Source organism: Lichenibacterium dinghuense, assembly GCF_021730615.1.
In the GTDB taxonomy this organism is placed as follows: Bacteria; Pseudomonadota; Alphaproteobacteria; order Rhizobiales; family Beijerinckiaceae; genus Lichenihabitans; species Lichenihabitans dinghuensis.
Map to the genome: position 1 here is coordinate 3,208,161 of NZ_JAJLMN010000001.1, position 25,211 is coordinate 3,233,371.

Genomic DNA, 25,211 nt, shown 5'->3' on the forward strand with positions numbered 1-25,211 from the left:
GGGACTTCCACCCCGGGGCTGTCGAGATCGCCATCGTGGGTACGCGGGAGATCTGTGCGTTTGTTGTCTCGAGAGACCGTTCTGGAGCCTTTTTTCTCTCTCGGCCAAACGGCCTAAGGGCGATCTCTTGGGTATACGAGGCCGCTCCTGGACGTGGATCGACGGCCATCGCGGGCTTGCGATCCACACCGGTGAGAAACGGTCGAGGATGGATGTGCGGCTTGCCGAACCGCACTTCGTGTTCTCCGGGCGGTGTCGAGCGTCGGAACCCGATCCTGGCCAGAGGCACGGTGGCCATCCAGGGGGCGGCGGGCTCCGCCATGTGCGGCGCTCCGCCCGCCGCCCCATACCCCTGAAATCCCACCGTCTCCGTGGACGCCGCCTCCTGAAGCGCCGCCCTGGAGGCACCCTGGATAGCACCCTCAATTGTTAACGGGCCTGTCCTACCATCGACGGCGTCACCCCTTTGTCCCTGACATGCAGAGCGCCGGACTGAACCACGATGGGCTTTTCGGTCCGACCTTCCGAGATGCTGAACCACGACCTCGTCGCCTTGGCGTTCGAGGCGAGCGATGACTGCATCAAGATGCTCGCGGCCGACGGCACCCTGCTGCTGTTGAACGCGGGCGGTGCCGCCGCCATGGGGTTCGATGGGCCGGCCGCCCCCGTGGGGCGGAACTGGGTCGAGTTCTGGCAGGGGGACGAGCGCGAGGCGGCCCGCGACGCGCTCGCGCAAGCCGTGAACGGGCGCCGCAGCACGCTGCGCGGCTATCTCCCGACCGCCACGGGCCTGCCGCGGTGGTGGGAAAGCAGCCTCGTGCCGCTGCCGTCCGTCGCGGGCGAGCCGCCGCGCGTCCTCGTCATCTCCCGCGACGTGACCGGGCGGCGGGAAGCGGAACGCGCCAGGCGGCGGTCCGAGACCCTGTACAGGACGCTGGTCGAGGCGACGTCCGACATCGTATGGAGCCTCGACCTCGAGACCGGGCGCCGTGACACCCGCGGCTGGACCGCGTTCACGGGCTGCGGGCACGATCCCGCCAGCGTCGAGGACTGGTGGGGGGCGGTGCACCCCGAGGATCGGGAACGGGCGCGGCGGGATCCGCACGGCGCCCCGCGGGACGGCGGTGAGCACGCGGTCGAGTACCGCCTGCGGTCCAAGGCGGGCGGTTGGCGATGGGTCGAGGACCGCGCCGCGCCCGTGACGGACGACGATGGCGCGACGATCGCCTGGGTCGGGGTCGTCACCGACGTCCACGACCGCAGGATGGCGGCGCAGCGGCTGCGGGACGAGGACGCGAAGCTGCGGCTCGCGCTGGAGTCGGCATCGCTCGGCACCTGGGACGTCGACCTGCTGACGGGGGAGTGCCGGATGTCGGCCGAGGCCCGGGGCATGCTCGGGCTCACGGGCGCGGGGGACGGGTGCAGCATCGTCGACGTCCTCCACCCCGGGGATCGGGACGCGGTCGTCGAACGCTACCGCGCCAACGTCGCCACGGACGCGGGGATGACCCTGACGACCTTCCGGATCGTCCGGCCGGACACCGGGGAAACCCGCTGGATCGCGTCGCGGGGCCGGTCCGTGCTCGACCACGACGGGCGGCTCGTCCGGCGGGTGGGCACGTTCGAGGATTTCACGGACCGCGAGCGGACGAGGGACGCGCTCCGCTCGACGCTGCGCCGGTATCAGGCGCTCCTCGACGCCACCTCGGTCATCGTCTGGCATTCCGACGCGCTCCAGGGCAACTGCGAGCGCCAGGGCTGGGCGGAGTTCACGGGCCGCTCCGCCCGGGACGCCGGCGACGCCTGGCTGGACGCGATCCACCCCGACGACCGCGCGCGCGTGAAGGCGGGGCGCGATGGAGGCTGCGCGGCCGGGCGGGCCTACCTGAACGAGTACCGCCTGAGCCACGTCGACGGCGGTCACCGCTGGGTGAGGGACGACGTCGTCCCGCTCCGGTCGGACGACGGTTCCGTCGACGGCTGGGTCGGCATCATCTCCGACATCCACGAGCGCCGGACCGCCGACCAAGCGCTCCAGGCCAGCGAGGCGCGGCTGAGGCTGGCGAGCGAGGTGGCCGGGCTCGGCACCTACGACGTCGACTTGGCGACCGGACATCGCGAATGGTCGCCGGAGTTCCACGACCTGATCCGCGTCCCCCGGACCGTCCGGCCCGAGCGGCGCCTCTTCACCGACGCGGTGCACGTCGACGACCGCGGCGAGCTGCTCGACGACCGGAAGATGCTGGAGGAGGTCCACGACGGACTGCGGGTGACCGTCTTCCGCCTCCGGTTCGGGACCGGCGAGGTGCGCTGGATGGAGGAGCGCGAACGCGTCGTCCTCGACGCGGAGGGCCGGCCGGCCCGGCGCATCGGCACGATGCAGGACATCACGGACCGCAAGCGCGTCGAGCACGAGCTGTGGCTGGCGGCCCACGCCGACGCGCTGACGGGGCTGGCGAACCGCACGCTGTTCCAGGCGCGCCTCGACGAGGCCGTGAAGGGAGCCGACCGGCGGCGGACCGAGGCCTGCGTCCTGCTCATCGACGTCGACCGGTTCAAGGAGATCAACGACACGATGGGGCACGACGCGGGCGATGCCGTGCTGACGGCCATGGCGGAGAGGCTCAGGGACTGCTGCCCCGCGGGCGCCACCGTGGCGCGCCTCGGCGGCGACGAGTTCGGCGTGGTCATGTTGGGCGAAAGCGACCTCGCCGCGCCCGCCGCCGTCGGCGAGGCCATCCTGTCGGTCCTGCGCCGGCCGGTGATGCACGAGGGCCGGGAGATCGAGTGCTCAGGCAGCGTCGGTTGGTCCGCCTACCCGCACCACGACGGCGACGCCAAGGCGCTGCTCAAGAACGCGGATGTGGCGCTCTACGCGGCCAAGAAGGCGGGCCGGAACCGCGTGGCGTCGTTCGACGCCGGCATGCGTGAGGACTTCGAGCGCCGCGTCACCGTCCTCCGCTCCGCCAAGGAGGCCCTGGCGAGGGACGCGGTGCTGCCCTTCTACCAGCCCAAGGTGTCGCTGCGGACGGGCCGGGTGGTCGGCTTCGAGGCCCTCCTGCGGTGGCGGGACGCGTCGGGCCTGCGCGCCCCGGCGGATCTGCGGGAAGCGTTCGCGGATCCCGATCTCGCCTGCCATCTCGGCTCGCGCATGCTGCGCCGCGTCGCCGAGGACATGCGCGGCTGGACGGAACGGGGCGTGCCCTTCGGCCACGTCGCGCTGAACGCGGGGGCGCCCGAACTCCATCGCCCCGGCTTCGCGGAAGGTGTGCTGCAGGCCTTGGCGGGCGCCGCGCTCGACACGGCGAGCCTCGAGATCGAGGTGACGGAGGGCGTCCTCCTGGACGACGCGACGACGGCGGTCACCAAGGCGCTGAAGCAGCTCGACGAGGCCGGGGTGGCTATCGCGCTCGACGACTTCGGGACCGGCTACGCGTCGCTGTCCCACCTGAGGCGCTTCCCCGTGTCGTGGCTGAAGATCGACCGCTCGTTCGTCTCCACCATGGAGGCGGACGACGATGCGAAGGCCATCGTCCGGGCCGTGATCGGCCTCGCCCACAGCCTGGGATTGAAGGCGGTGGCGGAAGGCGTCGAGACGCCGTCCCAGTGGGAGTTCCTGGCCGGCATCGGCTGCGATCTCGCCCAGGGCTACCTCGTCGCCAAGCCGATGGCCGCCGCCGACCTGCCCACCTTCCTCGCCGGCTGGGGAGGGCTGAGCCGGCCCGCCCGGTGACGAGGCCATCCCTGCGGGCCCGGGCCGGATGGGGGTCGCCCGGACGCGCCGGGACGCCGGGCGCGGCGACATTCTCGCTTGCCTGCGGCCCGTCGATCCTTAACCTCAGGCCCGCGACGACAGAGCGCACCGGGAGGACGCCATGGCGTTTACGATGACGGGCGAGATCACGCTGCCCGCGGACCGCATGACCGTTTGGGCCAAGCTCAACGATCCCGAGGTGCTGAAGCGCTGCATCGCCGGCGTGCAGGCGATGGAACAGACCAGCGACAACACCTTCGCGGCTTCGATCAAGATGAAGATCGGCCCGGTCAGCGCCACGTTCAAAGGCAACGTCGAGCTGTCCAACATCGACGCTCCCAACAGTTACCGCATATCGGGTGCGGGCGAGGGCGGCGTCGCAGGTTTCGCCAAGGGCGGAGCCGACGTGACCTTGACCGAGACTGATGATGGAACCCTGCTCCGCTACGACGTGCAGGCCACGGTCGGCGGCAAGATCGCGCAGATGGGGGCGCGCCTCATCGACGGCGTGGCCAAGAAGACGGCGGACGGGTTCTTCGCCAAATTCGCCTCCGAATGCGCCGCCGGCGACGCCGCCGCGGCCGAGGTCGGCGACACCGTGGCGGCGCCGGCCTGACCGGGCGCTTCTGCACGCGGCCGTAGAGGCCGCTTGACCATCGTTTGGGACCGTTCCAGACTGACCGGCAACAAGAGCCCCGCCGCGGCGTGCATGACGCCCGCGGGGCGACGAACGGTCGGAGGGAGCATGCCCACGGTCACCATGACGGTCAACGGCAAGGCCGTGCGGCGGGACGTCGATCCCCGCACCCTGCTGGTCAACTTCCTCCGCCAGGACCTCCGCCTCACCGGCACCCATGTCGGCTGCGACACCAGCCAGTGCGGGGCCTGCGTGGTCCACGTCGACGGCCGCGCCATCAAGTCCTGCACGTCCCTCGCGTTGTCCTGCGACGGCGCGCAGGTCACCACCATCGAGGGCCTGTCGCGGGGCGGCGAGCTGCACCCGATGCAGGAGGCCTTCCGCCAGCACCACGGCCTCCAGTGCGGCTATTGCACGCCCGGCATGATCATGACCGCGGTCGACCTCGTGGCCCGCAAGGGCCACCACCTCGACGAGGGCACGATCCGCGAGGAGCTGGAAGGCAACATCTGCCGCTGCACCGGCTACCACAACATCGTCAAGGCGGTGGCGGCCGGCGCCGAAGCCATGGCGGCGCCGGCCGAGATCCCGGCCATCGCGGCCGAGTAGCGCCCAACGAGGGCCGGAGCGGCGGAGCCGAGGCCGTATGGGCCGAGCTCCCTCGAAGACCGCCGGGCCCCGCATCCGTTTCGGAGGAAACCATGAGTGCAACCGGCATCGGCGCCCCCGTGCTCCGCCGCGAGGACAAGCGCTACATCACCGGCAAGGGCCAGTACGTCGACGACGTGAACCGCCCCGGCCAGGCCTACGCCTACTTCCTGCGCTCGCCGCACGCCCACGCCCGCATCGTCTCGATCGACGCGGCCGAGGCCGAGGGGGAGCCCGGCGTCGTCGCGGTCTACACCGGCGAGGACCTCGCGGCCGATCATGTGGGCGGCCTCATCTGCGGCTGGATGATCCACTCGATGGACGGCTCGCCCATGAAGGCGGGTCCGCACCCGGCGCTGGCCCAGGGCAAGGTGCGCTACGTCGGCGATTACGTCGCCGTGGTGATCGCCGACACCTATTCGCAGGCCAAGGACGCCGCCGAGAAGATCGCCGTCGACTATGACGTGCTCGACGCCGTGGTGGACACCGCCACGGCCGGATCCGTCGGCGGCGAGCCCGTGCACGAGGTCGCGCCCGACAACACCGTGTTCCGCTGGCACCTCGGCAACCGCGAGGCGACCGAGGACGCCTTCGAGCGCGCCGCGCACGTAACGACGCTCGACCTGGTCAACAACCGCCTGATCCCCAACGCCATGGAGCCGCGCGCGGCGGTCGGCGACTACGACGAGGGCACGGAAGCCTTCACGCTCTACACGACGAGCCAGAACCCCCACGTCGCGCGCCTCGTGCTCTCCGCCTTCATCGGCATCGCGCCCGAGCACAAGCTGCGCGTCATCGCGCCGGACGTCGGCGGCGGCTTCGGCTCCAAGATCTTCATCTACGCCGAGGAGACGGTCTGCGTCTGGGCCGCCAAGAAGGTCGGCCGGCCGGTGAAGTGGACGGCCGAGCGCTCGGAAGCGTTCCTGTGCGACGCCCACGGCCGCGACCACGTCACCCACGCCGAGCTCGCGCTCGACGCGAGCGGCAAGGCGATCGGGCTCCGGGTCAAGACGATCGCCAACATGGGCGCCTACCTGTCGACCTTCTCGTCCTCGGTCCCGACCTACCTCTACGCGCCGCTGCTGTCGGGCCAGTACGACATCCCGGCCATCTCCTGCGAGGTCGATGCCGTCTACTCCAACACCGCGCCGGTCGACGCCTACCGGGGGGCCGGGCGGCCCGAGGCCACCTACGTGATCGAGCGGCTGATGACGGCCGCGGCGCGCGAGCTCGGGCGCGACCCGGCCGAGTTCCGGCGGGCGAACTTCATCACGTCGTTCCCGCACCAGACGCCCGTCATCATGTGCTACGACGTCGGCGACTACGCGGCCTCGCTCGACAAGGCGCTCGAGATCGTCGACTGGGCGGGCTTCCCGGCGCGCCGCGCCGAGAGCGAGCGGCGCGGCATGCTGCGCGGCATCGGCCTGTCGGCCTACATCGAGGCCTGCGGCATCGCGCCATCGGCGGCTGTCGGCTCGCTCGGGGCCGGCGTGGGCCTGTGGGAATCCGCCGAGGTGCGGGTCAACCCGGTCGGCACCGTCGAGGTGCTGACGGGCTCGCATTCCCACGGCCAGGGCCACGAGACCACCTTCGCCCAGCTCGTGTCCGACCGCCTCGGCATCCCCATCGACAACGTGTCGATCGTCCACGGCGACACCGACAAGGTGCAGATGGGTATGGGCACCTACGGGTCGCGCTCGGGCGCGGTCGGCATGTCGGCCATCGTCAAGGCGCTCGACAAGATCGAGAGCAAGGCCCGCAAGGTCGCCGGCCACGTGCTCGAGGCTGCCGAGGGCGACATCGAGTTCAAGGACGGCAAGTTCACCGTCAAGGGCACCGACAAGTCGATCGACTTCGCCTCCGTGGCGCTGCAGGCCTACGTGGCCCACAAGTTCAACGGGCAGGAACTGGAGCCGGGGCTGAAGGAGGGTGCCTTCTACGACCCGACCAACTTCACCTTCCCGTCGGGCGTCCACGTCTGCGAGGTCGAGATCGACCCCGACACGGGCGTGACCCGCATCGCCAACTGGGTGGCGGTGGACGACTTCGGCGTGCTCATCAACCCGATGATCGTCGAGGGGCAGGTGCACGGCGGCATCGCCCAGGGCGTCGGCCAGGCCCTGTTCGAGGGCACGGTCTACGACGCGTCCGGCCAGCTCATCACCGCGAGCTACCAGGACTACCAGATGCCGCGCGCCTACGACTTCCCGGCCTTCTCGGTCGAGACGACGGAGACGCGCTGCCCGTCGAACCCGCTGGGCATCAAGGGCTGCGGCGAGGCGGGCGCCATCGCGGCGCCGCCGGCCGTCATCAACGCCATCACGGACGCGCTCGGCCACGAGGACATCACCATGCCGGCGACGCCGCTCAAGGTGTGGCGCGCCATCCGGCGCGCGCCGGCCAAGATGGCGGCGGAGTAGACGCCGTCCTCCCATCGCGTCCGGGGCGCCGCCCCGGGCCCCGCGAAGGGCCGGGGGCCCTTCGATCCCGTCCCGGAAGGTCAGCCCCATGTACGCCTTCGACTACCACCGCCCCGCGACCGTGGCGGACGCCGCGGCCCTGCTCGCCGGCAAGCCGGACGGCAAGTTCCTCGCCGGCGGCCAGACGCTGCTGCCCGCCATGAAGCTCAGGCTCGCGAACCCGTCCGACCTCGTCGACCTCGGGACGCTGCGCGGCGCGCTGTCCGGCATCCGCCGCGAGGGCGATCGCGTGGTGATCGGCGCCATGGCGCGCCACGGCGAGGTCGCGACCTCGGACGCGTTGCGGGAAGCGATCCCGGCCCTGGCCGAGATGGCCTCGATCGTCGGCGACCCGGCCGTGCGGGCCCGCGGCACCATGGGCGGCTCGCTCGCCAACAACGATCCCGCCGCCGACTATCCTGCGGCGGCCCTGGCGCTCGGCGCCACGATCGTCACGGACCGGCGCGAGATCGGCGCCGACGACTACTTCCTCGGGCTGTTCGAGACGGCGCTGGAGGAGGGCGAGGTGATCACCGCCATCTCCTGGCCGGTCCCGAGGCGGGCCGGCTACGCCAAGTTCCGCAACCCGGCCTCGCGCTACGCCATGGTGGGCGTCTGCGTGGCCGAGCGGGCCGACGGCGAGGTGCGCGTGACGGTGACGGGGGCCGGCGCCTCCGGCGTGTTCCGGGCCCCCGCCTTCGAGGCGGCGCTGAAGGCGGACTTCTCCGAAAGCGCCATCGCGGGGCTCCGAGCCTCCGCGGACGGCCTCAACTCCGACATCCACGCCGACGCGGAATACCGCGCGCACCTCATCGGCGTGATGGCGCGCCGGGCCGTCAAGGCGGCCCTCGCCTGAGCGTGCTCGGATCCGAGCCGGCGGCACCGCGCTCCGCGCCCGCCTCCATCGACGACACGCTGTCGCTGCTGGCCTCCGCGCATTACGTCGGCGACCGGCCGCTCGCCACCGTGCTGTTCCTGTCCCTGCGCATGGGCCGGCCGCTGCTGCTGGAGGGCGAGGCCGGCGTCGGCAAGACGGAGATCGCCAAGGTGCTGGCCGCGGCGCTGGGCCGGAAGCTGATCCGCCTCCAGTGCTACGAGGGGCTCGACGTCGCCAGCGCGGTCTACGAGTGGAACTACGCCGGGCAGATGATGGCGATCCGCCTCGCCGAGGCCGGGGGCGCCGCGGACCGCGGCCGGCTCGCCGAGGACGTGTTCTCCGAGCGCCACCTCGTGAAGCGGCCGCTCCTGCAGGCGCTGGAGCCGCAGGAGGGCGGCCCGCCCGTGCTGCTGATCGACGAACTCGACCGCGCCGACGAGGCCTTCGAGGCCTACCTCCTGGAGATCCTGTCCGACTTCCAGGTGACCGTGCCGGAGCTCGGCACCGTGCGGGCGCCGGCGCCGCCGATCGTGATCATCACCTCCAACCGGACGCGCGAGATCCACGACGCGCTCAAGCGCCGCTGCCTGTATCACTGGATCGACTATCCCAGCGCCGAGCGCGAGCGCGCCATCCTCGCCGCCAAGGCGCCGGGCGCCGGCGAGGCGCTGACGCGCGAGCTCGTCGCCTTCGTGCAGCGCCTGCGCGGCGAGGACCTGTTCAAGGCGCCCGGCGTCGCCGAGACGCTCGACTGGGCGACGGCGCTGACCGAACTCGACGCCGTCGCGCTCGACCCCGCCACCGTGGACGACACGCTCGGCGTGTTGCTCAAGTACCAGGACGACATCGCCCGGATCGCGGGCTCCCGCGCGCGGGCGCTCGTCGATCAGGTGCGGGCCGAGCTGGGGCCGGCGTGACCGCCGCATCCGCGGCCGCCGATGGCCCCGGCCGGCTGCCCGAGAACATCCTCTACTTCGCCCGCGCGCTGCGCGACGCCGGCCTGCCGGTCGGCCCCGGCGCGGTGCTGGACGCCGTCGAGGCCGCCCGCACGGCGTCCTTCACGGCGCGGGAGGATTTCCGGGCCGTGCTCCGCGCCGTGATGGTCAAGCGCCGCGAGCACGCCGTCCTGTTCGACGGCGTGTTCGACGTGTTCTGGCGGCGGCGGGGCTTCCTAGACCAGCTGATGGGGGCGATGTCCCCGAAAGCGCCCCCGAAGTCGCCCGTCCGGCCCAAGGCGGAGGCCGGCGCCACCCGCGTCGCGGACGCGCTGTTCCGTCGCGCGCCCACGGCGGCCGAGCCGCAGCCGTCGCTCGACCTCGACGCGCGCTTCACTGTCTCGGCCGCCGAGGTGCTGCGCACGCGGGACTTCGCCCAGATGGGTGCCGCGGAGGTGGCGGCCGCCCTCGCGGCCATCCGCGCGCTGCGCCTGCCGGCGGACGCGCGCCGCATCCGGCGCCTCGCCGGCGACCCGCGGGGGAGCCGCGTCGACCCCCGCCGCTCCTTCCGCCGCTCGCTGCGGGCCGGCGGCGGCGCCATCGACCTCGCCCGGCGCGAGCGCGTGGAGGAGCCGCCGCCCGTGGTGGCGATCTGCGACATCTCAGGATCGATGGCCGACTACACGCGCGTCTTCCTGCACTTCCTCCACGCCCTGTCGGCGCAGCGGCGCGTCGCGAGCTTCCTGTTCGGGACGCGCCTCACCAACGTGACCCGCGCGCTCACGCATCGCGACGTCGACGAGGCGCTCGCGGCCGCCTCGGCCGCGGTGCCGGACTGGTCGGGCGGCACCCGCATCGGCGCCTCGCTCCGCCTGTTCAACCGGCACTGGCTGCGGCGCGTCGGCGCCGGGTCGGCCACCGTCCTCCTGTTCACCGACGGGCTGGAGCGCGACGGCCTGCCCGAGCTGGAAGCCGAGATGCGGCGCCTGCAGCGGTCCTGCCGGCGGCTCGTCTGGCTCAATCCCCTCCTGCGCTTCGACGGCTTCGCGGCACAGGCGTCGGGCATCCGGACGATGCTGCCCCTCGTCGACGAGTTCCGGCCGATCCACAACCTGAAGGCCGTGGCCGAACTCTGCACGGCGCTCGACCGGGGCGGCCCCGGCGGCGACCCGAGGGCGTGGCTCGCGCGAGGACCGGGCGAGGGGCCCCGACCCCACGGGCCGGTGCGGCCCGCACCGGCGCGATGATCGCCCGCGCCGGCCGGCGTCACGACGCCCCGCGACGCGCCGGTCCGGTCCGGCCTCCCAGCATCTCCCCGACGCGGCGCTCCAGCGCGTCGAGCAGCACGCGCGTCTTGAGCGGCAGGTGGCGGGCGCTGGGGTAGAGGGCGACTACCGGCGCCTCGCCGCCGTCCCACTCCGGCAGGACCCGCTCCAGGCGGCCCGCCGCGAGGTCGGCGGCGACGTCGACCTCGGACTTCAGCATGACGCCGAGCCCGGCCAGGCCCCAATCGTGCACGGCGTCGCCGTCGTCGACGCGTAGGCGCCCGACCGCCGCGAGGCTGGCCGTCGCGCCCTTCGGCCCCCGGAGGCGCCAGGGCTCGTTGGCGGTCCCGTAGCGCAGGAAGGCGTGGCCGGCGGCGTCCTCGGGCGTCGCCGGCCGCCCCATGGCGTCGAGGTAGGCCGGCGCCGCCACGAGGATGCGCCGGTTGTCGGCGAGCTTGCGCATCGTGGCCGAGCTGTCGGCCAGTCCGCCGATGCGGATCGCCACGTCGAGCCCCTCGCCGACGAGGTCGGCCACGCGGTCGTCGAGGTCGAGCGAGACCGCGAGGCGCGGGTGGCGTCCCACGAGCTCGCCCACGGCCGGCACGACGCAGCGCCGCCCGAACGCGATCGGGGCGCTCACCCGCAGCGTGCCGACCGGCTCGTCGCGGCCGCCCGCGAGCCGCTCCTCGCCCGCCTCGATGGCGTCGAGCGCCCGCTCGACGTCGACCAGCAGCCGCGCCCCCTCCTCGGTCGGGCTCAGCGCGCGGGTCGTGCGGTGGATCAGCCGCACGCCGGTCCGCCCTTCCAGCGTCGCCAGCCGCTTGCTGACGACGGCCAGCGTGACGCCCAGCCGCCGCGCCGCCGCGGACAGGCTGCCTTCGATCAGGATGGCGCGGAAGGTGCGCAGCTCGTTCAGGTCGTCGAGCACGGCATTGTCGACTCGCGGGCGATACAGCATCGCATCATCGCAGGCTTCTCGGCCGCGGGGCAATAGTCGATGGTGCTCCCACGAGCCCGGCCCCCACACCCGACCGACGGGCGCCGCCGGGCGGCTCCGCCGCCGCTGCGGCGACCGCGCGCCCTTCCTCCTCCCCGCACAGGAGACCGCGATGGCGGACACCGATCCCTTCTGGCCCGACGGCGCCCGCCTGGCGGTCAGCTTCTCGCTGTTGTTCGAGGCCGGCGGGCAGCCGATCTCGGGCGCGGGCGGCGTCATCCCCGACCCGATCGAGCACGGCCTGCCGGACCTGCCCACCAACGCCTTCTTCCAGTACGGCGTCTACGAGGGCGTGCCGCGCCTGCTCGACCTGTTCGACAGGCACCGGGTCAAGATGTCGTCCTTCATGATCGGGCAGGCGGTCGACAAGGCGCCCGACCTCGCCCGCGAGATCGTCCGGCGCGGCCACGAGGCCGCCGCCCACGGGCGCACCTGGGAGAACAGCTACGCCCTCGATCCCGACGCCGAGCGCCGCTTCATCGCCGATTCCGTCGCCTCGATCGAGAGGGCGACGGGCCAGCGCCCGGTCGGCTGGAACGCCTACTGGATGCGCAACTCGCCGCACACGCTCGACATCCTGCAGGGCCTCGGCTTCCGCTACCACATCGACGAGCCGAGCCGCGACGAGCCCTTCGTCGTCAGGCTGAAGGGCGGCGACTTCGTCACCGTGCCCTACACGTTCCACATGAACGACATCGTGTCCTACCCCTTCGGGGGCTGGGATCCGGCCGCCTACGAGGGCGCGCTCAGGGACGAGTTCGTCCAACTCTACGAGGAGGGCGCGCACCGCCGCCGCATGATGGTGGTGTCGCTGCACGACCGCATCTCGGGCCACGCCGGCCGCGTGCGCGTCCTCGACCGCTTCCTCGCCTACGCGCGCGAGAAGCCCGGCGTATGGTTCGCGCGCAAGGACGAGATCGCCGACTGGGCGCTGAAGGCGCGGGCCGGCACGCCGGTCCTCGACCGCGGCGCCCCCACGGTCAGCGGCCTGCCGGGCTCGGCGGTCTGACGGAGGCCGGCCGTTCCCGGCGAGAGCGAGCAGGAGAGACGAGATGAGCGATGATCTGACGGGCCGGCGCGTCCTCGTGGTCGGCGCGGGCGGCGGCATCGGCGGGGCGGCGGCGGCGCTGTTCGCGCGGGCCGGGGCGCGCGTGGTCGCCGCCGGCCGGCCCGGCCCGAAGCTGGACGCCGCCGCGGCCGGCGGGGAGGCGGCCGCCCTGGACTTCCTCGACGCGGCCGGCGTCGAGCGCTTCTTCGCCGGCCGCGAGCCCTTCGACCACGTCGTGGTCGCGGCGGCCGCGACGAAGAGCGGCTCGGTCGCGGCCCTACCGCTCGACGCCGCGCGGGCGTCCATGGACGGCAAGTTCTGGGGCGCCTACCACGTCGCCCGCGCCGCGAAGGTCGTGGACGGCGGCTCCATCACCGTCGTGTCGGGCTTCCTGTCGCGTCGGCCGAGCGCCGGGGCGGTGCTCCAGGGCGCGATCAACGCCGCCCTGGAGGCGCTGGCCCGCGGCCTCGCGCTGGAGCGCGCGCCGGTCCGCGTCAACGCGGTCTCGCCCGGCCTGATCGACACGCCGCTCTGGGGCGGCATGCCGGAAGCCGACCGGGCGGCGATGTTCGCCCGCACGGCCGAGCGCCTGCCGGCGCGCCGCGTGGGCCGGCCGGAGGACATCGCCCGGGCGATCGTCTTCGTCGCGACCAACCCCTTCGTCACCGGCACGACCGTCACGGTCGACGGCGGCGGCACGATCGCCTGAGGCCGGCCCCCGGTGGCCGACGATCGCCTCACCTCCGCATGTCCATCATCCGGTCCATCGGCACCATGTTGGCGTCGAGGTGCCACATGATCCAGAGCGAGCCGCCGATCACCAGCCCCACCACGAGGACGCCGAAGGCCAGCGCCATGGCGTTGTTGGTGTTGTCCGGCCCCGTGGTGAGGTGCAGGAAGAAGACCAGGTGCACGCCGACCTGCGCCAGCGCGAGGACGATCAGCGCCGCCGGCACGGCCGGCCCCCACACGAGGCCCGTGGCGGGCAGCCCGAAGGAGACCAGCGTCAGCACCAGCGCGAGGCCGAGCCCGATCGTGTAGCCCTTGAGGCCGCTCGTGCCCTCGGCGTCGTCGGGGTGCTCCTCGCCGGGCCCGCGGTCGCCGTCGGCGCGCGACGGCGCGTCCTGGCCCGCGTCGAGGGCGCCCGTGCCGGCCGGGGCGCCGCCCGCCGCCGCCGCGAGGAGCGGCGCGCGGGCCGGCCGCGCCCAGAGCGCGACGAAGCCGGCCAGGCCCAGCCAGGCGAGGCCGCGGACGAGGTCGGCCCTGCGGTCGGAAGCGCTCACGCGTAGACTCCCATGACGTAGACCACGGTGAAGACGCCGACCCAGATGATGTCGAGCGCGTGCCAGAACAGCGTCCAGCAGTACAGGCGCCGCAGGATGTCGGCGCGGAAGCCCTTGGCCCAGACCTGCGCCACCATGGTGAGCAGCCACAGCAGGCCCGCCGACACGTGCAGCCCGTGGCAGCCCACCAGCGCGAAGAAGGACGACAGGAAGGCCGAGCGGCTCGGCCCCGCCCCGCGCCCGACGAGGTCGGCGAACTCGCGCGCCTCGAGCCCGACGAAGAGCAGGCCGAGCGCGAAGGTGATCCCCATGGCGGTCGTGAACAGGCGCCGGTCCTCGGCCTTGGCGGCCAGGGCCGCCGCCCCGCAGCCGTAGCTCGACAGGAGCAGGCACACGGTCTCGACGCCCGTGTTGCCGAGGCTGAACAGCTGCGGCGGCGTCGGCCCGCCGTCGGCGTTGCCGTGCAGCACCGCATAGGCGGCGAAGAACGTCGCGAACATGATGATGTCGGACAGGATGAACAGCCAGAAGCCGTATCCCACCACGATGCGCTTGGGCGCCGGGCCGCCGGTGCCGCGCCCCGGCGCCGACGGCGTCCCGCCCCCGCCGGGACCGCCGTGGCCGACCCGGTAGGGGTCGGGCGGGCTCTTGCGCGCGCGTGCGTCGAGGGCGCGGCCCGGCTCGGCCGCGGGTGCGAAGGCGGAGGTCATCGGGCCGCCTCCAGCTCGCGCAGGCGGGCCGCGCGCGCCGCGCGGTTCTCGCCGTCGATGCGGGCCACCTCGGCGGCCGGCATCTCGACTTCGGAGCGGTCGCGCCAGGCGAAGACCACGAAGGTCGCCACCGCCCCGACGAGGCCGAGCCCGGCCATCCACCAGATCTGCCAGATCAGCGCGAAGCCCATGACGGTCGCGAAGAAGGCCGACACGACGCCCGTGGGGCTGTTGCGCGGGATCTCGATCGGCTCGTAGTGCGGCGCTTCGGGCAGGTGGGCCTGCTCGATCGCGCGCCGCTTCATGCCCCAGTAGGGCTCCTCGCCGTGCACGCGAGGAAGCACGGCGAAATTGTAGGCCGGCGGCGGCGACGAGGTCGACCATTCGAGGGCGCGGCCGTCCCACGGGTCGCCGGTGGTGTCGCGCAGCGCGTCGCGGTGGCGGATCGAGACCGCGATCATCACCACCTGGCAGGCGATGCCGCCGAGGATCATCAGGGCGCCGAAGGCCGCGACGATCAGCCAGGCGTGCCACACGGGGTCGTCGTAGTGCTGCATGCGGCGCGTCATGCCCATGAGGCCGAGCACGTAGAGCGGCATGAAGGCCACGTAGAAGCCGCCGATCCACAGCGCCGCCGCGGCCCGCCCCCAGCCCTCGTGCAGGCGGAAGCCGAAGGCCTTGGGCCACCAGTAGGAGACGCCCGCGAAGGCGCCGAACAGCACGCCGCCGATGATGACGTTGTGGAAGTGGGCCACCTCGAACAGGCTGTTGTGCAGCACGAAGTCGGCCGGCGGCACGGCGAGCAGAACGCCCGTGAGGCCGCCGATCACGAAGGTGACCATGAAGGCCACGGCCCAGATCATCGGCGTCTCGAAGCGGATCGTCCCGCCGTACATGGTGAAGAGCCAGTTGAAGACCTTCACGCCGGTCGGCACGGCGATGACCATCGACATGATGCCGAAGACGGCGTTGACGTCCGCACCCGCCCCCATGGTGAAGAAGTGGTGGAGCCACACCATGAAGGCCAGCAGGCAGATCGCCATGGTGGCGATCACCATGGAGCGGTAGCCGAACAGCGGCTTGCCCGAGAAGGTCGAGATCACCTCCGAGAAGATCCCGAAGGCGGGCAGGATCAGGATGTAGACCTCCGGGTGCCCCCACGCCCAGATGAGGTTGTTGAACAGCATCACGTTGCCGCCGCCCTCGTTGGTGAAGAAGTGGAAGCCGAGGTAGCGGTCGAGCTGCAGCATCGCGAAGGTCGCGGTGAGGATGGGGAAGGCCGCGACGATGAGGAGGTTGGAGGCCAGCGCGGTCCAGCAGAACATGGGCATGCGCAGGTAGTTCATCCCCGGCGCGCGGATCTTCAGGATGGTGGTGAGCAGGTTGATGCCCGTCATCAGCGTGCCGACGCCGGAGATCTGCAGGGCCCACAGGTAGTAGTCGACGCCGACGCCCGGCGAATAGGTCAGCTCGGAGAGCGGCGGGTAGGGCAGCCAGCCGGTCTTGGCGTATTCGCCGACCACCAGCGAGACGTTGATCAGGAGCGCGCCGGTGGCGGTGAGCCAGAAGCCGACGGAGTTCAGCGTCGGGAAGGCGACGTCGCGCACGCCGAGCTGCAGCGGCACGACGTAGTTCATCAGCCCGATCATGAAGGTCATGCCCACCATGAAGATCATCAGGGAGCCGTGGGCCGAGAAGATCTGGTCGTAGTGGTCGGGCGGCAGGTAGCCGGGAGACCTGTAGGCCAGGGCCTGCTGCGAGCGCATCATGATCGCGTCGGTGAAGCCGCGCAGCAGCATCACGGAAGCCAGCAGCGTGTACATGACGCCAATGCGCTTGTGGTCCACCGAGGTGATCCACTCGCGCCACAGGTAGGGCACGTAGCCCTTGACGGCCACGTAGGCGAGCAGGCCCAGCAGGGCGAAGCCGACGAGGCCGCCGGCGACGAGCGGGATGGGCTCGTCGAGCGGGATGGCGGCGAGGGAGAGTTTGCCGAACACGGGTGTCAGCCTCCGGCTTTGGCGTTGAAGCGGGGGTCCTTGTTGGCCGGGGTCGTGGTGACGGCCCGCGGATCCGGCCCGGGGCCGGGCGGGATCTGCTGCGCGACGACGCGCATGAAGAGGTCCCGGTCGACCGCGCCGTAGGTCATCGGCGGGTCGCCGGTGCTCTGCCGCGCGAGCCGGCCGTAGGCCGCCGCGTCGAGCGACGGGCCCTGGCCCCGCGCCGCCGCCGTCCAGGCCGCGAAGCCGTCCTGGCCCATCGCCACGGTGTCGAAGTGCATGTCGGAGAAGCCGTCGCCGCTGAAGTGGCCCGACAGGCCGGGGAAGGTGCCCTCCCGTTCGGCCTGAAGGTTCAGCTGGTCCGCCATGCCGTTCATCACGTAGATCATGGAGCCGAGCTGCGGCACGAAGAACGTGTTCATCACGCTGGCCGAGGTCAGCGAGAAGTGCACCGGCGTGCGGGCCGGGATGACGAGCCTGTTGAGGCTGGCGATGCCCTGGTCCGGGTAGATGAACAGCCACTTCCAATCGAGCGCGACGACCTGCACCTCGAGCGGCTTGGCGGCGGGGTCCTCGACGGGCGGGGACAGCGGCCGGGCGGGGTCGAGCTCGTGCGAGCCCACCCAGGCGATGCCGCCGAGGAACACGATGGTGAGCAGCGGCACCGACCAGGTGACGACCTCGACCTTGCCCGAGAAGGCGAAGGTGGGCAGGCGCCTGGCCTTCGCGTTGCCGGCCCGGAACCACCACGCGAAGGCCAGCGTGGCGACGATCGTGGGCACCACGATGCACATCATGATGAGGACGGCGTCGAACAGGATGAGGCGCTGCGAAGCGCCGACCGGGCCGACGGGGGCGAGGACGCCGCGCGAGCAGCCGCCGAGGCCCGCGGCGAGCGCGAGCGCGGCCAGGATCGCGGGACTCCGCCGCTCGGCCGGGGGCGCCGGGAAGTCTCTCGAACGCGTCGTCATGCCGGATGCCCCCTTCGCTGTCGGAGATGGTTCTGGCGGCCCGACGCCGCGCCGGTGCGGGCCCGGAGGTCCGCACCCGCCCACCGGCGCTCCGGCCGGCTCAACCTCGCGTCGAACGCGACGCGAGGCAAGCCATGTGCCAGATCGGCTCCCCCGGCCGCGACGCCTTCGGCGGGGATACGAGCGGCCTCCATCGGTCAGCGGACCGGGACGGTCACGGCTCGACCGGGGACGCCGGCCGCACCGGCGATCCGCGCTGGAAGGCGGCTCGGGCCTCCATCCCGGCGTCGCGCGCGGCTTCCGAGGTCGGATAGTCCCCATCGCTGGTCAGCAGGACGACGCCGCCGAACCGGCGGATCTGCCACAGGAACGACCGCTCGTCGGGCGACCTCCGCAGGACGAAGATCTCGATGTCCCGGCGCGGGCGCAGGATCCCCTTGCTGCGCCTGCCCGCCTCCGCGGCGGCCAGCAACTGCGCCGGCGACCTCCGCCTGCTGGGCGGGGAAGGCATCACGGCGCTCCCTCGTCACGGCCGCCCCACTCGGCCGAGGGGAGGGCCGTGCACTCCAGGGCCGAGGGGGCGGAAACCGGCGGGCGGTCGTGGGGGCCGCCGCCGTCGACGGGATCGTGCACGGGACGCCCGTCGCGGACGACGCAGTGTCGTCCGGGATGCCGGAGCCGCCGGGCGATGACGCCGTTCACGGGGCCGATGTCGCCGCTGTGCGTCGCCACCTCGCTTCCGACCGGATCGCCGCAGCCGCGGATCGGCATGGTCGCAGGGATGAGCTTCGCTGGTGACCGGGCATCCTCGACACGCCGCCAACCTTTCTTCCGAAGTAAAATCCGGAAACGGAGCCGCTCGGTCTAAACAGCCGACCGCCGAAGCATCGCCGGCCCATGGTGATTCGCGCATCGCCCGAACGACCTGGGAATCAATCTACCGACCCGAAAATGATTTGAAAAGTCTCCGCCGTGGCGCTTGCTCATTGAGGGATGCTGTTATGTCGGAGTGACAAGTCGCTTTATACGAAAGTGTCGCCGATCTATTGAGCGGAAAGCCCCTTCGCGTGGGCGGCGCGGTCGAAGGGATGTCCTCGTCCGGCCCGGCATTCGATCCGCATCAGCGCGCGGATCGCGGCATCGACGTGCCGTCCCGAGCCCTCGGGATGCGGCGCTGAACGGGTGGACGCGGCGTGGAGCGGCGCTCCGGGCGGACGCCGGCTTCGATGCCGAGGGGCCCCGTGGCGGGCGTCCCCGCCGCGGTTCAATCGCCGCGAAGGACGCCGTCCAGCGTCGACGACGCGCCGTGCCGGGCGATCGATGCGGAATGGCGATCGAAGGCGGCCATGAAGGGCCGGTAAGCCTGCAAGTCGAGGGCGGCGAACGGCGACGCCCGCAGGATGCCGGCCGGCCCCGACCGAACGAGCGCCCAGTCGGCGGGTTTCAGCACCGGCTCGACGACATCGAAGGCGGAGCCCGCATCGTCGCGGCCGAGCAGGCAGCGCGCGTAGCAGGCCAGCATGAAGGCTTCCCGGCGCATGTCGGCATTCGCCGCGACCAGCGTCGAAAGCGTCTTGGCGTGGAAGGTCGGAAGCTTTGAAGCGCCGTCGCCGGCCACGCGGAGCAGTTGATCCGCGACGGCCGGGTTGGAGAACCGTTCGACGATCATGGCGCGGTACTTGTCGAGTTGCAGGCCGGACGGCGGGTCGACGTAGGGGATGACGTCGCGGTCGAGGAACGCTCGGACGAGCGCCACGACGCGGTCGTCGGCCATGGCCTCGTGCACGAGCCTCTGCCCCATCAGGAGCGACGGCCAGCACATCATCATGTGGGCCGCATTGAGCATGCGCCCCTTGACGCCGACGTGTTCTGCGACGTCGTCGCGAAACTCGACGCCCGCCGCCTCGAGCCGCGGGCGCCCGTACCTGAAGCGGTCCTCGCTGACCCATTGATTGAAGCTTTCCGCCATCGCGGGGAGGCCGTCGTCGACGCCGCTGCGGCGGTTGAGCTTGTCACGGACGGCCTCCGTGACCTGAGAGCCTTCTCTGATTGGGGCTCTGGAGGTCAAGCGCTCCTGTCAGGTTTTTTGTCCCGTTCCCGCGGGTCACACGCTTCTCTTCGCGGTCGGCGTTTCGCCGCCGCATGATGGGGTCAGTCCGGCTCGGTCCCTCGATCTGTTTCACGACCTCGCGACGTCGCCGCGGGCTCAAGACTCTCAACGAGGTGGCCTTACCGATCGTCCCCACGGGAACGGTCCACATCACCCTTTCAGGTGAAGCTCGTGCGGGTGGCGGCCCGCGGTGTCCTCCGAGCGTCAGGCAACTACGGTGGCGGGCGCGGTGGTCGGCCCGGTGCCGAACCGAAAGTCGGTACCGTCGCTCCACATCCGGTGCAGGACCACGGCCAGCTTTCGGGCTACGGCAACGCGCGCCCGCGCCATGCCGCGATGCTTGGCGATCGTCATGCCCCAGGCCCGCAGGCTGGACCATTTCTGGCTGCGCACGAGCAACGCGTTAGCGGCCTCGTACAGGGCCGTTCGCGCCAGTTCGTCGCCGCATCGGCTGATCTTGCCCTGAATGTCGGTCTCGCCCGACTGGTAGCGCGAGGGCGTCAGGCCGAGATGGGCACCGACGTCGCGCGAATGGCCGAACCGATCGGGTCGGTCGATCGTGGCGCGAAACGCCAGGGCGGTGATCGGGCCGACGCCGGGTGCGCTCATCAGCCGCCGACAGATCTTTTCCTCGCGCACGATCTTCAGCACCTGTTTTGTCAATCGGGCGAGCTGCTGGATCATCGTCGACAGTACAGTGAGCAACGGCTCCACCATTGCCAGCAACGCTGTGTCGTCCGAGCAGAGTTCGCGCACACGCTTGTCGAAGGCCGCCCGGCTCGGCGTGCCGACCTTCAGCCCGGCTTCCCGAAGCATGGCCCGAACGACGTTCTCGATCGACCGCATCTCGTTCAGCACCGTGCGGCGTGCGACCAGCAGCGAGCGCCACAGCCGGCACTGCTGCGACTTGACGTGCACCTGCCGGAACCAGCCGGTGCGCATGATCTGCGCCAGGGCACGCGCGTCGTTGCGGTCGGTCTTGTTGGGCATGGTCTTCATGGCGGCGTTGGCCTGCCGTGTCTCGATGCAGACCGCCGCCAGCCCCGCCGCGCGCAGGCCCTCGTGCAGCCAAGCCGTCAACGAGCAGGCTTCGAGGCCGATCCGCTCGATCGGCAGCTTCAAGCCCTGCAGGGCCGCAACCAGCGGCCCTGGCGCGCTCGCGGCGCGCAGCTCCTTCACGATCCGACCCGCGTCATCGACCACGCAGATCGCGGTCTCTTCCAGGGACACGTCCAGTCCGGCATAGTACGTCATGGTTGCTCCTGTCGCGATGCTTGTGGCCGCTCGACACGGACCACGTTGAACCATCCGGGCAGGAGCAGCCACCGTTGGGCCTGGGCTGGAGCCCCAATCACCCCATCTGACCCAAAAGGATGGATGACGTCGTCCTGGTTGTGTGATTCAGAGCCGGCGAGCGAGCGGGCAGGATCACCATGTGGACCGACGAGCAACGAAAAACCTACAGGCGCCTGGGTGGCGGCTTTCCGAGCGATGTCACGGATGCGGAGTGGGCCGTGCTGGGGCCGCTGATCCCGGATGCCACTCCGGGTGGCAGGCCCGCAAGACCGACATGCGGTCGGCGATGAACGCGCTCCTGTTTCTGCTGCGAACCGGCTGCCCGTGGCGCTATCTGCCGCGGGATGGCTTTCCTCCGCGTTCGACGGTGTACAACATCTTCCGCAAGTTTCAGGCTGACGGCACGTGGCATGCGATCTGGGACCAGCTTTACCCGATGCTGCGGGAGCGCGAGGACCGTGAAGGTTCCCCTTCCGCCGGCATCATCGACAGCCAGACGATCAAGTCGGCCGAAAAAGGGGCTGTAAAGCCGAGAAACAGACCGCCGACGCAGCCGACGCGGTGGGTTACGAGCCTGGAAAGAAGGTGAAAGGTCGCAAGATCCACGCGCTCGTCGACACACTGGGTTTGCCGATCCGCCTCGTCGTCCACTCGGCAGGCGTTCAGGACCGCGACGGCGCGGCGCTTCTGTTCGACAAGATCAAGCTCCGGTTTCCGTGGCTGGAATGTGTATTCGCCGACGCGGGCTATAATGCGCAACAGACCTATGAGGCGGCAGCGAGCAATGGGCTGCGGCTGGAGGTGGTCCGCCGCAATCCCAAGGCGGTCGGCTTCGAGGTGATCAAGCGCCGGTGGGTTGTGGAGCGGACCTTCTCCTGGCTCGGGCGGAACCGGCGCCTGGCCAAGGATTTCGAAAACCTCGCCTCGACCCTGCTCGCCTTCGTCACCCTCGCTGCCATCCAGTTCGGCATCCGGCGACTCGCGCGATCGTAGGCTTTTGGGTCAGGCTCTGAGGCGCGATCCGGTCCACCATGGAGTTCGGGAAGTCCACCTCCGCGTCGATCCAGTCCGCGAGGCCGGGGTCCCGCGCGCGGGCGAAGGCCGTGAAGGCCTTTCGGGCCGTGTCGCCGTTGCCGCGGAGGTTGTCGCAGGAGCAGACCGTGAATCCTCCCAGGCCCGCCGCCCTGCGGCGCGCCAGAGCCTCCACCACGATTCCGAAGCAGGACTTCGGCGGGCCGCCGGCCAGATCGCGCGCGACGTCGGGGTCGTCCAGGGAGAAGGCACCCGTCGCCTCGTCGATGTTGTACCCGCCCTCCGTGATGGTCAGGCTCACGATCCTGGTGTCGCGATGGGCCAGGCGGGCCAGGACCGCTTCGGGATCTGCGGGCGCATGCAGGTAGTCGATCATGGCGCCGATGACCCTCGTCCGGCCTTCGCCGTCCGGGGTGAACTCGGTGACCGTGTAGAGACCGTCCTGTCGCCGGAAGGCCGCGGCCTTGGCGCGGGCCGCGGGCCCGTCCAGCAATCCCACCCCGACGATGCCCCAGGCTTCCTGGTCGGGCGACGCCAGGCAGTCGTCGACGTAGAGCGCCAAGTGGGTCCGATGGAAGTTGCCGACCCCGATGTGGACGATGCCGGCCCGCAGGGCCGAACGATCGTAGCGCGGCACGGCGACGTGCTCGGGGAGACTGTCCAGCGTCCGGCCGCTGAGCGTGCGCATCGGGATTCCTTCCTGTGGTTCGAACATCGAGCCCGTTTCCGGGGCGGCTCTCCCCTCCATCGACCGGCCTCGCCACGGCGATGCCGTCCGCGTGCAGCGGGCCGGCGCGTTCCCCGAGTCGGCCGCGGGAGAGCGCCCCGCTCCCTCCGCGGCCGCATGCTCGCCCTCATCCCCGCGCCGAGCCGAGTTTCACGCCCGGGACTTCAGGTGCCGGTCACTTGTAGTAGCCCGCCTTCTCCATGTCCCGCTGCGTAGACTGCTGGGCCTGCGCGAGCGCGTCATCGACGGAGGTCTGCCCGGCGATCGCCGACGCGAAGATCTGGCCGACGTTCGTGCCGATGGCCTGATATTGAGGGATGATGACGTACTGCCAGAACTGGTAGGGCGTCTTGGGCTTCCCTATGCTCGCAGAGTTCATCGCGTCGAGCGTCATCCTCGCGAACGGCGCCGCGGCCAGGTACTTGGGGTTCTGGTGGAGCGACGTGCGGGTGCCCGGAGGCACGTTGGCCCAGCCGTCCTGCGACGCCACGAGGTCCGTGTAGGACTTCGACGTCGCCCAGGAGATGAACTTCTCCGCCGCGTCGACCTTCTTGGACGAGGACGGAACAGCCAGGTTCCAGGCCCAGAGCCAGTTCCCGTGGTCGGTCCCGTCGGGGCCGGTCGGGGCGACGGCGAAGCCCACCTTGTCGGCGACCTTGGACTGTTTGGGGTCCGAAAGGAACGAGGCCGCGACGGAGGCGTCGACCCAGGTGGCGCAGTGACCCTGCTGGAACAGGGCGAGGTTCTCGTTGAAGCCGTTGGACGTCGCGCCCGCCGGACCCGCGTCCTTCATCAGGTCGGCGTAGAACGTCACCGTCTGCTTCCAGGCGGGCTTGTCGAACTGTGGCTTCCACTGGTCGTCGAACCAGCGCGCCCCGAACGAGTTCGCGAGCGACGTCACCGAGGCCATGTTCTCGCCCCAGCCGGGCTTGCCCCTCATGCAGGCCCCGTACACGTCCGCCCCTCGATCGGTCAGCTTCCGGGCCGCGTCCGCGATGAACTCCCACGTCGGGGAGGCCGGCATCGCGATGCCGGCCTTCTCGAACAGGTCCTTGCGATACATCAGGAGGGAGCTCTCGCCGTAGAAGGGCGCGGCATAGAGCTTGCCGTCGTGGGAGACGGCCTCGCGGATCGCCGGGAGCAGGTCGCCGGCATCGTAGTCGGCGCCCAGCTTGTCCAGGGGAAGGATCCAGCCGAGCTTCGCCCAGATCGGCGCCTCGTAGGTCCCGATGGTCATGATGTCGAACTGGCCGCCCTTGGTGGCGATGTCCGTGGTCAGGCGCTGGCGGAGCACGTTCTCCTCCAACGTGACCCATCTCAGCTGGATGTCGGGGTTCTTGGCCGTGAAGTCGCTCGACAGCCGCTGCATGCGGATCATGTCGCCGTTGTTGACCGTGGCGATGGTCAGCGTTTCCGCGCCCCCAGGCCCGGTCATGGCGACGAACAGCAGAGCCGCCGCGACCGTGGATGACAGAGCATTCATGCGTTCTCTCCTTCTCGGTTCCTCGGGTCGTCGGAAGTGGTTGGCCCACCTCGCCGCTCTTAGAGCCTGTTTGACCTTTCTTTGATCGGTTTGCGTTGTCGTTTCTGGTGGAGGCGACGATGTGGACTGCCGAGGCTCGGGATCGCTACAAGGATGACGGTCGGCGCTATCCGAGCGATCTGACAGACAGCGAGTGGGCAACACTTGCGCCGATGATGGGCGTGTACAGGACGCTGACCGCTGACCTGCGCGAGATCGTCAACGCCTGCTTGTATCTGGAGAAGGCCGGCTGTCCATGGCGTTTTCTGCCCAGGGAGTTCGGTCCGTGGCAGACCGTGCGCTCCTGGCACGACCGCTTCCGCGCCGACGGCGTGTGGGCCGACATCGCGGCCGTGCTGACGCGCGCCGAGCGGGCTCGCCGCGGACGCGACCCCGAACCCGCGACGGCGATCATGGACTCGCAAAGCGTCGCGTCAGGGCCGCAGGCGGGAGAGCGCGGCGTGGACGGCAACAAAAAGGTGAAGGGCATCAAGCGTCACGTGCTGACCTGCTCGCTCGGCTTCGTGCTCGCCACGTCGGTGACGGCCGCCAACGTGCACGACACGGCCGCCGCGGCAGAGTTGCTGGACCGCGCCGCTGCCGAGGGCTGGACGCCTCGACGCGTCAAGGTCGACGGCATCTACAGCGGTGCCCGCATGGCGCAGGCCGCCGCACCTCACGGCATCGAGGTTCAGGTCTCTACGCGCGAGCGGGACGTGAAAGGCTTCAAACCCTTGCCCGTGCGATGGCGCATCGAGGGCACCTTCGGCACCCTGACCAACCGCTATCATCGCCTCACGCGCAACCTGGAACAGAGCACCACGGCAGCCGAAGATGCCGTCAGCATCGCCAACTGCCACCGCCTGATCCGAGCCTATAACAGCTAAGACAGGTCAAACAGATGGGGTGATTGGGGCTCCAGCCCAGGCCCAACGGTGGC

At 71.1% G+C, this 25,211-nt stretch carries 20 protein-coding genes and 2 pseudogenes; 11 read left to right on the forward strand and 11 right to left on the reverse strand.

The window, feature by feature from the left end:
- Window positions 1-529: 529 nt before the first annotated feature.
- The 7 genes from L7N97_RS15320 to L7N97_RS15350 all read left to right on the forward strand — a co-directional run bounded on the left by L7N97_RS15320 (window position 530) and on the right by L7N97_RS15350 (window position 10,557).
- Window positions 530-3,733: an EAL domain-containing protein gene (locus L7N97_RS15320; RefSeq protein ID WP_237479189.1), complete on the forward strand. Its 3,204-nt coding sequence runs from the start codon at window positions 530-532 to the stop codon at window positions 3,731-3,733.
- Window positions 3,734-3,875: 142 nt separating this feature from the next.
- Window positions 3,876-4,370 carry an SRPBCC family protein gene (locus L7N97_RS15325; protein ID WP_237479190.1) on the forward strand — a complete coding sequence of 165 codons (495 nt, stop codon included), beginning with the start codon at window positions 3,876-3,878 and terminating at the stop codon, window positions 4,368-4,370.
- Window positions 4,371-4,499: 129 nt separating this feature from the next.
- Window positions 4,500-5,000, forward strand: coding sequence for a (2Fe-2S)-binding protein (locus L7N97_RS15330; protein WP_237479191.1), 501 nt, complete (start codon window positions 4,500-4,502; stop codon window positions 4,998-5,000).
- A 92-nt stretch (window positions 5,001-5,092) separates the two neighbouring features.
- Window positions 5,093-7,459 (forward strand): xanthine dehydrogenase family protein molybdopterin-binding subunit, encoded by a 2,367-nt coding sequence (locus L7N97_RS15335; RefSeq protein WP_237479192.1) that lies wholly within the window; start codon window positions 5,093-5,095, stop codon window positions 7,457-7,459.
- A gap of 88 nt (window positions 7,460-7,547) precedes the next feature.
- Window positions 7,548-8,354, forward strand: coding sequence for an FAD binding domain-containing protein (locus L7N97_RS15340; RefSeq protein WP_237479193.1), 807 nt, complete (start codon window positions 7,548-7,550; stop codon window positions 8,352-8,354).
- Window positions 8,355-8,356: 2 nt separating this feature from the next.
- A complete protein-coding gene (locus L7N97_RS15345; protein ID WP_237479194.1) occupies window positions 8,357-9,292 on the forward strand; it encodes an AAA family ATPase in 936 nt (311 codons plus the stop codon).
- A complete protein-coding gene (locus L7N97_RS15350) occupies window positions 9,289-10,557 on the forward strand; it encodes a vWA domain-containing protein (RefSeq protein WP_237479195.1) in 1,269 nt (422 codons plus the stop codon). The genes L7N97_RS15345 and L7N97_RS15350 overlap by 4 nt, the downstream gene beginning before the upstream one ends.
- A 19-nt stretch (window positions 10,558-10,576) precedes the next feature.
- On the opposite strand, the gene L7N97_RS15355 is transcribed toward L7N97_RS15350, so the two are convergent.
- Window positions 10,577-11,533 carry a LysR family transcriptional regulator gene (locus L7N97_RS15355; RefSeq protein WP_237479196.1) on the reverse strand — a complete coding sequence of 319 codons (957 nt, stop codon included), beginning with the start codon at window positions 11,531-11,533 and terminating at the stop codon, window positions 10,577-10,579.
- A gap of 151 nt (window positions 11,534-11,684) precedes the next feature.
- On the opposite strand from L7N97_RS15355, the gene L7N97_RS15360 reads away from it, so the two are divergent.
- Together L7N97_RS15360 and L7N97_RS15365 are read left to right on the forward strand one after the other, a co-directional pair.
- Window positions 11,685-12,581: a polysaccharide deacetylase family protein gene (locus tag L7N97_RS15360; protein ID WP_237479197.1), complete on the forward strand. Its 897-nt coding sequence runs from the start codon at window positions 11,685-11,687 to the stop codon at window positions 12,579-12,581.
- 43 nt (window positions 12,582-12,624) lie between these two features.
- Entirely contained in the window at window positions 12,625-13,329 is a 705-nt protein-coding gene (locus L7N97_RS15365) for an SDR family oxidoreductase (RefSeq protein WP_237479198.1), read from the forward strand.
- 28 nt (window positions 13,330-13,357) lie between these two features.
- On the opposite strand, the pseudogene cyoD reads toward L7N97_RS15365, so the two are convergent.
- From cyoD to L7N97_RS15405, 8 genes and pseudogenes are all read right to left on the reverse strand, one after another.
- Window positions 13,358-13,729 (reverse strand): annotated as a pseudogene (cyoD, locus tag L7N97_RS15370) (cytochrome o ubiquinol oxidase subunit IV); the annotation flags it as partial.
- A 170-nt stretch (window positions 13,730-13,899) separates the two neighbouring features.
- Window positions 13,900-14,613, reverse strand: a complete 714-nt coding sequence (locus tag L7N97_RS15375) for a cytochrome (ubi)quinol oxidase subunit III (RefSeq protein ID WP_237479199.1) — start codon at window positions 14,611-14,613, stop codon at window positions 13,900-13,902.
- Window positions 14,610-16,613 carry a cytochrome o ubiquinol oxidase subunit I gene (gene cyoB, locus L7N97_RS15380; RefSeq protein ID WP_237479200.1) on the reverse strand — a complete coding sequence of 668 codons (2,004 nt, stop codon included), beginning with the start codon at window positions 16,611-16,613 and terminating at the stop codon, window positions 14,610-14,612. The genes L7N97_RS15375 and cyoB overlap by 4 nt, the downstream gene beginning before the upstream one ends.
- Before the next feature lie 5 nt (window positions 16,614-16,618).
- On the reverse strand, window positions 16,619-17,584 hold the full coding sequence (locus L7N97_RS15385; protein WP_237479201.1) for a COX aromatic rich motif-containing protein: 966 nt from the start codon (window positions 17,582-17,584) through the stop codon (window positions 16,619-16,621).
- A 214-nt stretch (window positions 17,585-17,798) separates the two neighbouring features.
- Window positions 17,799-18,095: a hypothetical protein gene (locus L7N97_RS15390; RefSeq protein ID WP_237479202.1), complete on the reverse strand. Its 297-nt coding sequence runs from the start codon at window positions 18,093-18,095 to the stop codon at window positions 17,799-17,801.
- Window positions 18,095-18,316: a hypothetical protein gene (locus L7N97_RS15395; protein ID WP_237479203.1), complete on the reverse strand. Its 222-nt coding sequence runs from the start codon at window positions 18,314-18,316 to the stop codon at window positions 18,095-18,097. Before L7N97_RS15395 ends, L7N97_RS15390 begins: the two co-directional genes overlap by 1 nt.
- Window positions 18,317-18,848: 532 nt before the next feature.
- Window positions 18,849-19,652 carry a mannitol dehydrogenase family protein gene (locus tag L7N97_RS15400; protein ID WP_237479204.1) on the reverse strand — a complete coding sequence of 268 codons (804 nt, stop codon included), beginning with the start codon at window positions 19,650-19,652 and terminating at the stop codon, window positions 18,849-18,851.
- 246 nt (window positions 19,653-19,898) lie between these two features.
- Window positions 19,899-20,948, reverse strand: coding sequence for an IS110 family RNA-guided transposase (locus tag L7N97_RS15405; protein ID WP_237477084.1), 1,050 nt, complete (start codon window positions 20,946-20,948; stop codon window positions 19,899-19,901).
- A 179-nt stretch (window positions 20,949-21,127) separates the two neighbouring features.
- On the opposite strand from L7N97_RS15405, the pseudogene L7N97_RS15410 reads away from it, so the two are divergent.
- Window positions 21,128-21,983: pseudogene (locus L7N97_RS15410) on the forward strand (IS5 family transposase).
- Here L7N97_RS15410 and L7N97_RS15415 read toward each other — a convergent pair.
- The gene (locus L7N97_RS15415) at window positions 21,934-22,710 is read right to left on the reverse strand and encodes a mannitol dehydrogenase family protein (RefSeq protein ID WP_237479205.1); all 777 of its coding nucleotides are present in this window, start codon (window positions 22,708-22,710) and stop codon (window positions 21,934-21,936) included. The pseudogene L7N97_RS15410 and the gene L7N97_RS15415 sit on opposite strands and share 50 nt — an antisense overlap.
- Window positions 22,711-22,924: 214 nt before the next feature.
- Window positions 22,925-24,232: an ABC transporter substrate-binding protein gene (locus L7N97_RS15420; RefSeq protein WP_428980996.1), complete on the reverse strand. Its 1,308-nt coding sequence runs from the start codon at window positions 24,230-24,232 to the stop codon at window positions 22,925-22,927.
- 119 nt (window positions 24,233-24,351) lie between these two features.
- Between L7N97_RS15420 and L7N97_RS15425 the strand changes: the two genes are divergently transcribed.
- Entirely contained in the window at window positions 24,352-25,158 is an 807-nt protein-coding gene (locus L7N97_RS15425) for an IS5 family transposase (RefSeq protein ID WP_237477083.1), read from the forward strand.
- Window positions 25,159-25,211 lie beyond the last annotated feature (53 nt).

Excerpts from the sequence above, each read along its gene's own strand:
- L7N97_RS15420 (WP_428980996.1), bottom strand. The coding sequence starts at position 24,232 with ATGAATGCTCTGTCATCCACGGTCGCGGCGGCTCTGCTGTTCGTCGCC.
- L7N97_RS15385 (WP_237479201.1), bottom strand. The coding sequence starts at position 17,584 with ATGACGACGCGTTCGAGAGACTTCCCGGCGCCCCCGGCCGAGCGGCGG.
- L7N97_RS15355 (WP_237479196.1), bottom strand. The coding sequence starts at position 11,533 with ATGCTGTATCGCCCGCGAGTCGACAATGCCGTGCTCGACGACCTGAAC.
- L7N97_RS15335 (WP_237479192.1), top strand. The coding sequence starts at position 5,093 with ATGAGTGCAACCGGCATCGGCGCCCCCGTGCTCCGCCGCGAGGACAAG.
- L7N97_RS15390 (WP_237479202.1), bottom strand. The coding sequence starts at position 18,095 with ATGCCTTCCCCGCCCAGCAGGCGGAGGTCGCCGGCGCAGTTGCTGGCC.
- L7N97_RS15425 (WP_237477083.1), top strand. The coding sequence starts at position 24,352 with ATGTGGACTGCCGAGGCTCGGGATCGCTACAAGGATGACGGTCGGCGC.
- L7N97_RS15320 (WP_237479189.1), top strand. The coding sequence starts at position 530 with ATGCTGAACCACGACCTCGTCGCCTTGGCGTTCGAGGCGAGCGATGAC.
- L7N97_RS15405 (WP_237477084.1), bottom strand. The coding sequence starts at position 20,948 with ATGACGTACTATGCCGGACTGGACGTGTCCCTGGAAGAGACCGCGATC.
- L7N97_RS15375 (WP_237479199.1), bottom strand. The coding sequence starts at position 14,613 with ATGACCTCCGCCTTCGCACCCGCGGCCGAGCCGGGCCGCGCCCTCGAC.
- L7N97_RS15340 (WP_237479193.1), top strand. The coding sequence starts at position 7,548 with ATGTACGCCTTCGACTACCACCGCCCCGCGACCGTGGCGGACGCCGCG.
- L7N97_RS15330 (WP_237479191.1), top strand. The coding sequence starts at position 4,500 with ATGCCCACGGTCACCATGACGGTCAACGGCAAGGCCGTGCGGCGGGAC.
- L7N97_RS15325 (WP_237479190.1), top strand. The coding sequence starts at position 3,876 with ATGGCGTTTACGATGACGGGCGAGATCACGCTGCCCGCGGACCGCATG.
- L7N97_RS15415 (WP_237479205.1), bottom strand. The coding sequence starts at position 22,710 with ATGCGCACGCTCAGCGGCCGGACGCTGGACAGTCTCCCCGAGCACGTC.
- L7N97_RS15360 (WP_237479197.1), top strand. The coding sequence starts at position 11,685 with ATGGCGGACACCGATCCCTTCTGGCCCGACGGCGCCCGCCTGGCGGTC.
- L7N97_RS15365 (WP_237479198.1), top strand. The coding sequence starts at position 12,625 with ATGAGCGATGATCTGACGGGCCGGCGCGTCCTCGTGGTCGGCGCGGGC.